The organism is Longispora urticae (assembly GCF_053902585.1).
Genome location: NZ_JAQZSH010000030.1, coordinates 95,247 through 107,098 on the forward strand (window position 1 = coordinate 95,247; position 11,852 = coordinate 107,098).

The following is an 11,852-nucleotide window of genomic DNA, read 5'->3' on the forward strand; positions in this document are numbered from 1 at the left end:
CCTCAGTCCAGCTCCACCGCCCGGGCGAACTGCGCCGCGTACAGCCGGGCATACGCCCCGTCCGCCGCGAGCAGCCCCTCGTGCGTGCCCTGCTCGACGATCGAGCCGTGCTCCATCACGAGGATCACGTCTGCGTCGCGGATCGTGGACAGCCGGTGGGCGATCACGAAGCTGGTCCGGCCCTTGCGCAGTTCGTTCATCGCGCGCTGGATCAGCACCTCCGTGCGGGTGTCCACCGAGCTGGTCGCCTCGTCGAGGATCAGGATGGCCGGCTCGGCGAGGAACGCCCGGGCGATGGTGATCAGCTGCTTCTCTCCGGTGCTGACCCCGGCGCCCTCCTCGTCGAGCATCGTGTCATAGCCGTCCGGCAGGGTCCGGGCGAACCTGTCCACGTGGGTAGCCCGGGCCGCCGCGTGGATCTGCTCGTCGGTGACCGGGCCGGGCGCGCCGTAGGCGATGTTCTCCGCGATCGTCCCGCCGAACAGCCAGGCGTCCTGGAGCACCATGCCGGTCCTGGCCCGCAGGTCCTCGCGCGTCATCCGCGCGATGTCGACGCCGTCGAGGGTGATCCGGCCGGCGTCGAGCTCGTAGAACCGCAGCAGCAGGTTGACGAGGGTGGTCTTCCCGGCCCCGGTCGGCCCGACGATGGCGACGGTCTGCCCGGGCTTGACCTCCAGGGACAGGTCCTCGATCAGCGGCCGGTCCGGCGTGTACCGGAAGGACACGTTCTCGAACGCGACCTGTCCCCGGACGGCACCCACGACGGCCGGCCGCACCGGGTCGGGTTCCTGCTCCTCGGCGTCGAGCAGCGCGAACACCCGCTCGGCCGAGGCCACCCCGGACTGGAGCAGGTTCGCCATGCTGGCCACCTGCATCAGGGGCTGGGAGAACTGCCGCGAGTACTGGATGAACGCCTGCACCTCGCCCAGCGACAGGGACCCGGAGGCGACCCGCAGGCCGCCGACGACGGCGACGAGGACGTAGTTGATGTTGCCGATGAACATCATGGCCGGCTGGATCAGCCCGGAGATGAACTGGGCCTTGAAGCTGGCCGTGTACAGCCCCTCGTTGTGCTCACGGAACCGCTCGGCGGACTCCTGCTGCCGGCCGAAGACGGTGACCAGCGAGTGTCCGGTGTACATCTCCTCGATGTGGCCGTTGAGCCTGCCGGTCGTCGACCACTGTTGGATGAACTGCGGCTGGGCCCGCTTCCCGATCCGCGCCGTGACCAGGACGGACACCGGCACCGTGACCAGAGCGATCACCGCGAGGAGCGGCGAGATCGAGATCATCATGGCCAGTACCCCGATGATGGTCAGCAGGGAGGTGACGATCTGACTCAGGGTCTGCTGCAGCGACTGGGCCAGGTTGTCGATGTCGTTGGTGACCCGGCTGAGCACCTCGCCGCGCGGCTGCTGGTCGAAGTAGCGCAGCGGCAGCCGGGCGAACTTGGCCTCGACCTGTTGGCGGAGGTCGAAGATCGTCCGCTGGACCACGGTGGTGGTCATCCGGCCCTGCGCGAGGGCGAACACCGACGCCGCCGCGTACAGGCCGAGGGCCAGGAGCAGCACCCGGCCGACCTGGGGGAAGTCGATCCGGGCACCGGGCACGATGTCCATCGCGCTGAACATGTCCGCGAGGGTGTCGTTGCCGTCGGCCCGGAGCCGGGCGATCACCTCCGCCTTGGACTGCCCCTCCGGCAGGCCGGCGTTGGTCACCCCAGTGAAGATCAGGTCGGTGGCGCGGCCGAGAATCCTGGGCCCGGCGACGGACAGCGCGACGCTGACCGTTCCCAGGAGCAGGATCGCGCCGACCAGCAGCCTGCGGGGCTTCAGCATCCGCAGCAGCCGTTTGCCGGAACCCTTGAAGTCCAGGGACTTCTCGGTGGACCGGCCGCCCATGAACGCCGCCGGGCCCCGGCCGAACATCGCCCCGCCGGCCGGTCCCGGGCCGCGCTGCGGGGTGGCCCGCTCCCCCTGCACGCTGGTCATGCCGCCTCCGCCTCGGTGAGTTGGGAGAGCACGATCTCCCGGTAGGTGTCGTTGCCGGCCAGCAGGTCGTGATGGTTGCCCTCGCCGACCACCCGGCCCTCGTCCAGCACGATGATCCGGTCGGCGTTGCGGATGGTCGCCACCCGCTGGGCGACGATCACCACGGTGGCGTCGGCCGTCTCCGCCGCGAGCGCCCGCCGGAGCGCGGCGTCGGTCGCGTAGTCCAGTGCGGAGAACGAGTCGTCGAACAGGTAGATCTCGGGGCGGGCCACCAGGGCCCGGGCGATGGCGAGCCGCTGCCGCTGCCCGCCGGACACGTCGGTGCCGCCTTGGGCGATCGCCGAGTCGAGCCCGTCCGGCATCTCCTCGACGAACGTCTTGGCCTGCGCGATCTCCAGGGCCCGCCACAGTTCCTCGTCGGTGGCGTCCGGCCGGCCGTAGCGCAGGTTCGAGGCGACCGTGCCGGAGAACAGGTACGGCTTCTGCGGGACGAACCCGACGGTGCGCGACAGCAGCGCGGGGTCGAGCCGGCGCACGTCCACACCGTCGACGAGCACCTCGCCGGCGGTGACATCCATCAACCGCGGTACCAGGTTGAGTAGGGTGGTCTTGCCCGCACCGGTGCTGCCGATCACGGCGGTGATCTGGCCCGGCCCGGCGACGAAGCCGACCCCGCTGATCACCGGTTCCTCCGCGCCTGGGTAGCGGAACTCGACGTCGCGCAACTCCAGCCGACCGCTGAGCCCGGTGGAGGTCACCGGGTCGGCCGGCGGCACCACGCTGGAGTCGGTGTCGAGCACCTCGGAGATCCGTTCCGCCGACACCTCGGCCCGCGGCACCATCATGAACATGAAGGTCGCCATCATGACCGACATCAAAATCTGCATCAGGTACGACAGGAACGCGGTCAACGCCCCCACCTGCATCGCGTGGCTGTCGATCCGGAGACCGCCGTACCAGAGCACCGCGACGCTGGCGATGTTGCCGACGAGCATCACGGCCGGGAACATGAAGGCCATCAGCCGGCCCACCGCGAGCGACACGTCCAGCAGTTCGGTGTTGGCCGCGGTGAACCGTTCCTGCTCGCGGGTGTCGCGGACGAAGGCCCGGACGACGCGGACGCCGGTGATCTGCTCGCGTAGTACCCGGTTGATCTGGTCGATCCGGTCCTGCATGAGCCGGAACTGGGGCCGCATCCGCTGGATGATCAGCGCCATGATCGCGCCCAGCACCGGCACGATCAACAGGAGGACGCCGGACAGTGGCACGTCGAGGTTGAGCGCCAGCACGATCCCGCCCACGCCCATGATCGGCGCGGACACCATCATGGTGAACGTCATCAACGCCAGCATCTGGACCTGCTGCACGTCGTTGGTGGTCCGGGTGATCAGCGACGCGGTGCCGAACTGGCCGACCTCGCGGGCCGAGAACGACTGCACCCGGTCGAACACGGCGCCCCGGATGTCCCTGCCAACAGCCATCGCGGTCCGGGCTCCGAAGTAGACGGCCCCGCAGGTGAACAGGATCTGCACGGCCGTGATGGCGAGCATCACCCCGCCGGTCCGGACGATGTAGCCGACGTCGCCGGCGACCACGCCGTGGTCGATGATGTCGGCGTTGAGGGTCGGCAGGTACAGGCTCGCCATGGTCTGGACGAACTGGAACAGCACCACCAGGGAGAGCTGCCCGCGGTACGGGCTCAGATGGGCCCGGAGGAGTCTGATCAGCACGGGTTCTCCCTTGCGTCTGTCATGGTTTCCCGGCTGGCGGCCTCCACGGCGTCGGCCACGGGCGCGAGCAGCCGGAGGGCTTCGTCGAGGTTCTCGATGAACGGCCTGGTCCGCCCCGGACGCAGCCAGTGTTTGGTGGCCACCCTGCTCGCCGCGTACACGGCCCCGGCGAGCACCGTCACGTCGAGCCGGCCGGGCGGCTGCCCGATCCGTTCGGCGATCGCGTCGGCGAACGTCTTCTCACCGACGGCGCTGGCCTTCATGAACTCCCGGGCCAGCGTCGGGGTACTCATGATCAACATGATCATCTCCCGGTCCGGTTCGGCGCCGGCGTGGAACTCGGCCAACGCCCGGCGGATCGCCACCGCCAGCGACTCGACCGCCGGCCGATCGCGGAGGTGGGCACCCAGCCGCTCGGCCCGATCGATGCCGAGGGCACAGATCGCCTCCTCCCGGCTGGAGAAATAGTTGTTGTAGGTCCGCGGCGACACCCCGGCGGCAGCCGCGATCGCCTCGACCCGGACGTTGTCCAGACCGTGCTCCTTGGCCAACTGGAGTGCCGCCAGGCTGAGCGCCCGGCGAGTGGCCGCCTTCTTGGTCTCGCGCAGCCCGACGGGTTGATCGGCTTCCATGCCGCGACCGTACATCAGAAAATTGCGTGCCGCGAATGATTTCGTGGCACGCAATTTCAGTCCGGGCCATCACGGCGGCTCGGCCCGGTCCAGTGTGGCCGGCGAGCAGTCGCGGCGGCGTGCCGAACCCGTCGTCGCGACGGGTCGGCGTGGCCGTCGTCGACGCCGACGGGGACATCACGCTCACGAAGCCCGAGCGCTCGCCGGCCGACCGGCTCGCGCCCGATGGGCTCGGACGACGAGGAGTTCGACGGCTGGTTCGGCGAGCTGTCCGCCCGGGACCAGGACACGTTCCTCGCCTACCGTGATGGCCTGATGCCGGAGGAGGTCATGCTGAACCTGCCGGTGGCCGGGCATCTCCTCGGCTCCGTTGAACTCGCCGATCCGGACGCCCGAACCTACTGGTTGCCGCGAGCGCTGCGCCGGTACCTGCGCCGCGCGGCGGGTGACGCGGCCGAGTAACGGCCCTCCGCCAGCCGTTGGTGATGATCTAGGCTCGGCCGCGGACATGTTGCCACAACCTCATGGCCCTTCGCCCCGTTCCCCACGAACGGGGCGTCGCCGCTTCAGGCCCGTCCGGAATCTCGAGCATCATCTGCCTGTGATCGTGCTCGAACCTTCTCGGGCCGGGACGCTGTGCTGCCGGGGCAGTGGTCAGCATGTTCGCGAGCACGAATGCCTCGACCCCCCGCTCAAATGACGCTCTCGAGCTGGACGTTCACCCCGTTCGGTGAGATTCGGAGACATAGCCGCTTGTGCCGGGCGGCGGGGCAGGTGTTGAGCGCAGAGTAGATGTCCCTCCCTCCCCGCAAGAGGTAGTTGTCCCGCGTCGTTTCGGTCGACCCCTGCATGGAAACGACTGCTGCCGAAGTGCGTCGGCCGTCGAAGTGGACAAGGCGGCAGCTGGGCAGGCCCTGCCTGGGACCGCCTCCCCGCGCCGGTGGGTCATCTGTGAAGTCTGTACGCGGCTCCGGGGAGTGCGCCTTCCACACTTGGTGCCATATGGTCTATGTCATGCCATTCTTGCGTTCTGGTGCGATCTCCCCGTGGCTGGCGCGTGGGTCGGTGACGTGCGCGGTGATCGGGGCTGCGGCGGCCTGGTGGGCATTCGCCCTGATGAGTCGGGCGGGGGCGCGGATCGAGGGAGCGCGGTTTCGGAGCGAGACCTATTACGCGCTCATGGACCTCGGCGACCGACCCGCGACACTGGGTGTTGTGGCTGCGGAGGCGTTGTCATGCGGAGTCGGGTTGTGGGTCTGGGCCACCTTCGCGGTCGCCGGGCTCGAAAGGCCCGCCTTCGGCCCGGGCGACGCGGGCGGGAGTCCTCGACCGGGTCTGGTGGACATGCTGTCGCCGGGAAGGATGTCGGGTGCCGCGCCCGGTTCGGTGCCTACGTCGTGGCGGGCCTGTGGTTGATGGCCGCGGTGGGCACCGTCGCGCTGGTGGGCCTGTCCCTGTGGTCGATGTTGCCAGCGGCCGGCGGCGGGACCCTGGACCTGTTCGGCGATACCGATCTCATGGGTGACGACGACCGGGCGGCGAGTTTGCGGGCTGTGCTGCTCGAGGCGCCGCCATGGGGGAACCTGTGGGCGCCGTTGGTCGCCTCGGCTTACGCGGGGTGTCAGGTCTGGTTGACTGGGCGCCGTTTACGCCGACCGGTTTGAGGGATTGGGCCCCGGCCACACTTCTAGCAGGTAGGCCTCCACCCCGGCGAGGTGTTCGCGGGCTTCGATCTGTTCGTCGATGGACTGGCCTTCGGTGTGCGTCTCGACCGCGGATAGCTGCTCGAGAATCTCGGTGCGGCCCCTGTGACGGACGATCAGGACATGAGGGCCTGGTGCGGGGAGTCTGAGGGTCAGGACCGCCCCGGTCATGACCTGGTCGACGCAGATCTCTGAAGTCGCGCAGCGAAGCGTCAGGACGGCGGCGAGTTCCCATCCGTGGGATGACGCTGAGTCGGTGGGAGGTTCCTCATCGTAGAGGTCGACGCGCACGCTGACCCGAACGCGTTCTTGGACGCAGCGGATGAACGCCAGTTCTCCGTTGCCCGCAGCGATCTCGCTGACCGATTTCCGTGTCGCCTCAGCGCTGTCGATGGTGTCGTCGTAGACCGGATCGTGCACGCTGAAGTGCTGGTAGAAGGGGTGCACCTCGACATGTTGGCTGGTGATGAGCCCCACTCGTTCTCCTGCCTACCTGGGTGGGCGAAACGCTGTGGCGTTCCGCCCACCTCTGGACTGTGTCGGTTACGGGACCATTTTGACGTAGAACGCGTCGTTGTCGAGGCTGCGTTGCCGCTGTACGGTGCAACGGGGCCCGCCAGCCCGACCCCAGCTTCACCCGACTGCTCGACGCCCAGTACGACCAGGCGCCCGTCGTCCTCGACACGTCCTGGCTGCTCGTCGGGCACACCGACGAGACCACCCATGTCATCCCCGCCAACACCCCGCGCGGCTGGACCATGATGGTCGCCGACCCGCGCCTCGCCGTGCGCCAGCTACGCGCGGCAGGCGACGCCGGACACGGCTCGGCCCGACTGTTCCAGGGCACCAGCGAGACGACCAAGCCGACGATCGACAACGCGCTCGCCGACCGGAAATTCACCGAAGCCAACGAGGCCGCCGCCCGGCACATCGACGCCCAGGTCGACGTCCTCACCCGCGAGACCGGAGTGCGCGCCGACGAACTGGTCCGGGTACCCGTCCTGTTCCAGCAGCTCGACGCCAACGCCATGAGCGGAGCAGAGGTCAAGGAACAGGTCGACTCCCGCCGGATGACCCAACCCGACGTCGACCGCCTCGCCGCCCGGATGCGCAGCGGCTCCGCCCCGCCCGCCGTGCTCATCGCGCACACCGCCAGTATCCCCAACGGCCTGTCCCTGACCCCGGGCGTCCTCGCCGCCCCGGACCCGCACGGGCCGGCCGTCGGCGGCGTGGACCTGTTCAAGAAGGCCACCCTCGACGCCCTCAAGAGCTCGCCGGTGATCGTGCGGTGGGGCAAGGACTGGGACTACCTGCACAAGCTCGAAGGCGAGGTGCACTGCGGCACCAACGCGCTGCGCTCTCCCACCCGCGCCGACCGGTGGAACGCCACACCGGCCGCCTGAGCCGGCCGCGCGAACGAGCGTGCGCGCGGTGTGCACGGCGAACCGGCGCACCGCGCGCACCTGACACGGGCCAGCGTCCTGACGTTCCCGCAGTTCCACTTCTACGACGAGCGTACAGCTGCAGGAGCACGTCGAGGTCGACGGCGATGACGGTCATGTACGGGTCGAGGTCGGCCGGAGGGCCGATGTAGAGCACGCCCGGGTGCATCGCCAAAGCCGCCGACCACCCGGTGGCGCAGCTCCGCGCTGCTGCCGATGGCGGTGACCCAGGTGACCTGGGATCTCACGCCGTCAGGGTCAGCGCCACGAGCCGCATCCTGGACGAGGTCGGCAGGGTGACTGCGGTCAGGGTACGGGCCGGATCGACGCCGAGGTCTTGGTGCCAGATCCTGATCCGGAGGTTGTGGTCCCCGGTACGGCCGTGCCGGTAGCTGGCGACGACGGTGGTCTGCTCGCCGTAGGCTGCGACCCGTGCCCAGTCGGTCAGGTTCAGGGTGCCCATTGGCGGACAACAGCCAGTGTCGGGAGGCGTCGCGGATGTGCTGTCGTGGTCGGCAGCTGCTCACCGGAACGAGTCCGGTCGCCGGTCAGTTGTCCAGGTCGATGAGCCGACCGGTCTCAAGGCGGGTCAGGTCGGGCTCGGGCTCGAACCCGGCCCGCAGGATCAGCGCGAGTGAGGTACCGAGCAGCGGCACGTCGGCGGGGTCGTCAGCGAGCGCGCGTTCGCGGGGAAAGTCCGGGTCCTCGATGGCCCCGGCGCGGCACAGCGCCCAGTGCGTGGTGTCGCTCCGGTAGTCGTGGGTGGACGCGATGCTGCGGCCGTCGGGCAGTGCGACCATGGCGTGAAGGAGATGGTCGCCACCGCGGAGCTCGGTGTGCTCGACCGTCGGCAGGACCCGCCAGCCGCTGGCCAGGGTGGCGGAGCCGAGGCGTCGGTAGAGTCCGACCGTCTCGGCGGAGGCCCCGAACGGGGACAGCCCGCCCTCCCCGGGTGGTTCGGCCCCGTGCCCGGCCAGGATCGTGTCGACGACCTGGTCGATGTCGAGCGGCGCATGCGTCAGGTGCCAGCCGGCGACCGGTCGCAGCCCGCCATCGGCGTCCTGCGCGACGCCGACCAGCCCGGCGTGCAGGGCCACCACGTGCGTGACTCCGGTGGTCGAATCCTGGATCGTGACGGTCGCCCGGGACAATGTCGCGGGCACCGCGGTGCTGCCGATTCCGGGCCCGGCGTAGCTTTGCCCGGCGACGGTGAGGTCGCGGGGCTGGTCGAGCGGCAGGTCCAGCAACGGGTTGGGGTGCTCGACGCTGCCGCCGCTGAGCAGGTACGGGTAGAACCGTGCCGCCCAGCCCGTGATCCGGTCGCCACCGTAGGCGTCGACGGGGTTGTAGATCCGCTGCCAGAACCCGGTGTCCACGCCGCCGCCGGCCGCCCGGACGAACTGGTCGAGGATCGGGGCGAGCGAGTCCTGCCAGGTAGAAAGCCCGAACCGGTCGAGCGCGTCGACCCGCTGCCGGATCCGACGCCAGTCCTCGACCGTGCCGGTCAGCGTGATCGACGGGATGCCGCAGACGCACATCAGGACATAGGCGAAGTACGGCGAGTACACGTCCATCATCACCACCCGCCCCGCGACCAGGTCGACGTCGGTACTGGTGGAGAAGTCACACTCGAACAGCTCGCCGACCTCGGCCGCCAGCAGCTCGCCGAGCTGTTCCACCGCCGCCGCCCAGCCGGGCGCATCCGTCGGGACCCGGAGGACCGGCACCGTGAGCCGCTTGGCGCCCCGATGCGTGACGAGTTGGCCGCGCAGATCCTCGGCGTGCAGCCGGACATGCTGGGCGAGACCCTGGGCGATGGTCAGCCAGACCGCGTCCGGGGACAGCACCAGTGGGCGGTGCTCGGCGAAGGCCCGACTCACGGCGCTGAGCAGCGGGTGCACCCCGTCCGGCTCCAGCACCGGCAGCGCGGTGTCCCCGCCGACCACGAGCGACTCGGTGAACAGCTCACCGAGCGGCCGGGTCGGCAACAGGTCGGGGGCGCAGGTGACGTCGTCAACCGGGAAGCTCCTCACAGTGCGACCGTACCTGGAGTGGACGCGCGGCTGTCCGGTCCTACCGCGCTGGCACGCGGCCCCGGCCGAAGTTGTCCCGAACGGGAGCAGCCATAGGACAATGGAGAAGCCGGCAACGAGCTCTTGGCTCTTGGCCGCGATGGCGCAGATCAATCGAGCGCTCACGGCGGCGGCCAAACGAATGGGCCAGTTCCGAAACTGGCCCACTCGTTGTGTTTCCATCCGGAGGTTGAACCTCCCAACTCTTCACAGCGCGGTAGCGCGTACGTTGGAGCCCCAAACGAGCAGCATTCCGGTCGGCGTCGGAGTGCTGCCGGCCGCCGACGGATTCTGGTCCTCCCTCGGCTGGGGGCGGCACCTGCATGCCGACCCCGACCCGGCCGCTGTTCATCCAGCCGGCGTAGAGGGGCGAGCTCATGGATGCCCGGGTTCCATGTGCCGGGTCCTGAACAGTCGGCAGGCCGCTACCAGCAGCCCGTACGTCACCTTGGTTGGAGCTGCGGCCAACCCACCCCTAGGGGGTGAAGAGCGTCCCGTCCGCCCCGTCAAGTGGAGGGAAAAGTGACCCATATGCCTGTTCCAGATCTGCGCCGATCTCTCTGATCTCAGGATCGCCGGTCGCCGCCGCCCGTCGCGCGAGGTGAGCGACACCCGACCAGTCCCTCAAAGCGGTCAACAAATCCGAAATTCGAAGAAAATCGTCAGCATCGGCACGGGGCAGAATCCCGTCTGTGAGCGTGCGCAGTTCAGCGAACAGGGCTGGGCGCCTACCACTCGCAACGATGGCGTCCCGGGCGTATGGCCCCCACCGGTGCGACAGCACATTCTCGACCAGAATCTCCAACAAGGCCGGCACGTCTTCAGGAAACGACCGCAAAAAGTGCATCGCCGAAGCTCGTTCGCCCGTCGGCCCAGTCAACGCGACCGCGAGTATGTCGGCTCTCGATGCGGCATGACGGTAGAAGTCAGCTCGGCACCGCGTCAGCTCGGCATCCGCGGCGACGACCGCTGCCCACAGATCCTGTCCGGACGAACTCTGACTCATCCCACTCCTCACCCACGACGCCACAGCACAACCGGGAATACACGTCACAGCTCGGGCCGGATCTCCACCCGCACATACTCCAGTTGCTCAAGAGTACGACCGGGCCGGGCCGCAGTCGGGGCCGCGGCATGGAGTTGCCCCTGGTTGAGCAGCCGGTTCCAGCGCGCCTAGGTGGCGGACGAGCTTGAGGATCATCTCCTGGCTCGCGCGGGACAGCCCCCACACCCCGAGCGCGATGGCCCGCGCACCGCCTTCCCGCATCGCGGCCAGCACTTCCCGGTCCCTGCCGGGCTGGGTAGCGGTCGGTTCGTCGACGAGGTACCCGGCCGGACGTCGAAGACCTTCGCGAGCGCTTGCACGCACCGCATGCTCGGGTCGTCGGTCTGGCAGTTGAGGAGGCGCGCGACGTAGGTGTGCGACACCGGGTATCCGGCTTCTGTGACTTTCCGCGCGAGTTCCCGGGTGGTCAGCGGCTTGCGCCGGTACGGGTGTTTCGTGGTGAGCAGAAGGTTCAGCCGCGCGGCGAGGGTGCGTCCGGGCTCGCCGGCTAGGCATCGGACTTGGGTGGTCCGCACCCGGGCTGCAGGGCAGGGTAGAACAGCAGGCCGCAGTCCGTGCGGCAGTCTGCGGCCACGTGCGTGAGTCCACAGTGGCATGGACGAAGTGAGAGCATCTCGGCCATTCTGTGGAATCAGATTTGTCAAACTCTGCACCTGGACAGGGACTCTGGGAAGCTAACTTGCTGTGAGGCGGTCGGCTGTGACATCGAGGGCGTGGCGGGCTGCGCCGAGCGCGACGGCATCCTCGCCGAGAGTGGACGCGTGCAGGGCGGTCGCCGATAGTGTGCGGCCGGCAAGGTGCCGGCGGAGGGGTTGGAGGAGGGTGTCGCCGGCGCGGGATAGGCCGCCGCCGATCACGACCAGCTCGGGGTCCATCAGGAGAATGAGGGCGCTGAGGCCTTGGGCGAAGCGTGCGGCGACGCGGTCGACGACGGCGACGGCGGTGGGGTTTCCCGTGGCGGCGGCGGTGAACAGGGGGGTGATGTCGCGGTCGCCGGGGGCGGTGAGTTGGGCGTGCAGGTCCCGGTCGCGTCCGCCGGCGGTCATGGCGGTGGCGAGTTCGTGGATGGCGGCGGCTCCGACGAGGCGTTCGAAGGGGCCGGTGCCTTCGTTGGTGGCGGGTCGGCCGGTGGGGTCGTTGGGGGGGAGGCCGAGGTCGAGGAAGCCGAGTTCGCCGGCGGCGGCGTGGGCGCCGCGGTAGGGTGCGCCGTCGATGA

General features: G+C 69.3%; 11 protein-coding genes. 3 read left to right on the top strand and 8 right to left on the bottom strand.

Going from position 1 to position 11,852, the window contains the following annotated elements; translation table 11 throughout:
- Positions 1 to 2 precede the first annotated feature (2 nt).
- The 3 genes from PT931_RS21140 to PT931_RS21150 are packed head-to-tail and all read right to left on the bottom strand — an operon-like array spanning position 3 to position 4,353.
- Positions 3 to 1,991 (bottom strand): ABC transporter ATP-binding protein, encoded by a 1,989-nt coding sequence (locus tag PT931_RS21140; protein ID WP_456247481.1) that lies wholly within the window; start codon positions 1,989 to 1,991, stop codon positions 3 to 5.
- Positions 1,988 to 3,721: an ABC transporter ATP-binding protein gene (locus PT931_RS21145; RefSeq protein WP_456247482.1), complete on the bottom strand. Its 1,734-nt coding sequence runs from the start codon at positions 3,719 to 3,721 to the stop codon at positions 1,988 to 1,990. Before PT931_RS21145 ends, PT931_RS21140 begins: the two co-directional genes overlap by 4 nt.
- Positions 3,715 to 4,353, bottom strand: coding sequence for an acyl-CoA-like ligand-binding transcription factor (locus tag PT931_RS21150; RefSeq protein WP_456247483.1), 639 nt, complete (start codon positions 4,351 to 4,353; stop codon positions 3,715 to 3,717). Before PT931_RS21150 ends, PT931_RS21145 begins: the two co-directional genes overlap by 7 nt.
- Before the next feature lie 225 nt (positions 4,354 to 4,578).
- Here PT931_RS21150 and PT931_RS21155 point away from each other — a divergent pair, with 225 nt between their 5' ends.
- Together PT931_RS21155 and PT931_RS21160 are read left to right on the top strand one after the other, a co-directional pair.
- Entirely contained in the window at positions 4,579 to 4,815 is a 237-nt protein-coding gene (locus PT931_RS21155; protein WP_456247484.1) for a hypothetical protein, read from the top strand.
- 935 nt (positions 4,816 to 5,750) lie between these two features.
- The gene (locus tag PT931_RS21160) at positions 5,751 to 6,017 is read left to right on the top strand and encodes a hypothetical protein (protein ID WP_456247485.1); all 267 of its coding nucleotides are present in this window, start codon (positions 5,751 to 5,753) and stop codon (positions 6,015 to 6,017) included.
- Here the strand turns inward: PT931_RS21160 and PT931_RS21165 are convergent.
- The gene (locus PT931_RS21165; RefSeq protein ID WP_456247486.1) at positions 6,000 to 6,533 is read right to left on the bottom strand and encodes a hypothetical protein; all 534 of its coding nucleotides are present in this window, start codon (positions 6,531 to 6,533) and stop codon (positions 6,000 to 6,002) included. The genes PT931_RS21160 and PT931_RS21165 overlap by 18 nt on opposite strands.
- A gap of 164 nt (positions 6,534 to 6,697) precedes the next feature.
- On the opposite strand from PT931_RS21165, the gene PT931_RS21170 reads away from it, so the two are divergent.
- Positions 6,698 to 7,459 carry a protein-arginine deiminase family protein gene (locus tag PT931_RS21170; RefSeq protein ID WP_456247494.1) on the top strand — a complete coding sequence of 254 codons (762 nt, stop codon included), beginning with the start codon at positions 6,698 to 6,700 and terminating at the stop codon, positions 7,457 to 7,459.
- A gap of 283 nt (positions 7,460 to 7,742) precedes the next feature.
- Here the strand turns inward: PT931_RS21170 and PT931_RS21175 are convergent, their stop codons facing one another.
- From PT931_RS21175 to PT931_RS21190, 4 genes are all read right to left on the bottom strand, one after another.
- Positions 7,743 to 7,961, bottom strand: a complete 219-nt coding sequence (locus PT931_RS21175; protein WP_456247487.1) for a hypothetical protein — start codon at positions 7,959 to 7,961, stop codon at positions 7,743 to 7,745.
- Between the two features lie 85 nt (positions 7,962 to 8,046).
- The gene (locus PT931_RS21180) at positions 8,047 to 9,531 is read right to left on the bottom strand and encodes a DUF4419 domain-containing protein (protein WP_456247488.1); all 1,485 of its coding nucleotides are present in this window, start codon (positions 9,529 to 9,531) and stop codon (positions 8,047 to 8,049) included.
- 514 nt (positions 9,532 to 10,045) lie between these two features.
- The gene (locus PT931_RS21185; protein ID WP_456247489.1) at positions 10,046 to 10,576 is read right to left on the bottom strand and encodes a hypothetical protein; all 531 of its coding nucleotides are present in this window, start codon (positions 10,574 to 10,576) and stop codon (positions 10,046 to 10,048) included.
- A 734-nt stretch (positions 10,577 to 11,310) separates the two neighbouring features.
- A partial coding sequence (locus PT931_RS21190; RefSeq protein WP_456247490.1) for an ROK family protein occupies positions 11,311 to 11,852 on the bottom strand: 542 nt, incomplete at its 5' end.

Coding starts and splice junctions, on each gene's coding strand:
- PT931_RS21140 (WP_456247481.1), bottom strand. CDS start 1,991: ATGACCAGCGTGCAGGGGGAGCGGGCCACCCCGCAGCGCGGCCCGGGA.
- PT931_RS21175 (WP_456247487.1), bottom strand. CDS start 7,961: ATGGGCACCCTGAACCTGACCGACTGGGCACGGGTCGCAGCCTACGGC.
- PT931_RS21185 (WP_456247489.1), bottom strand. CDS start 10,576: ATGAGTCAGAGTTCGTCCGGACAGGATCTGTGGGCAGCGGTCGTCGCC.
- PT931_RS21150 (WP_456247483.1), bottom strand. CDS start 4,353: ATGGAAGCCGATCAACCCGTCGGGCTGCGCGAGACCAAGAAGGCGGCC.
- PT931_RS21155 (WP_456247484.1), top strand. CDS start 4,579: ATGGGCTCGGACGACGAGGAGTTCGACGGCTGGTTCGGCGAGCTGTCC.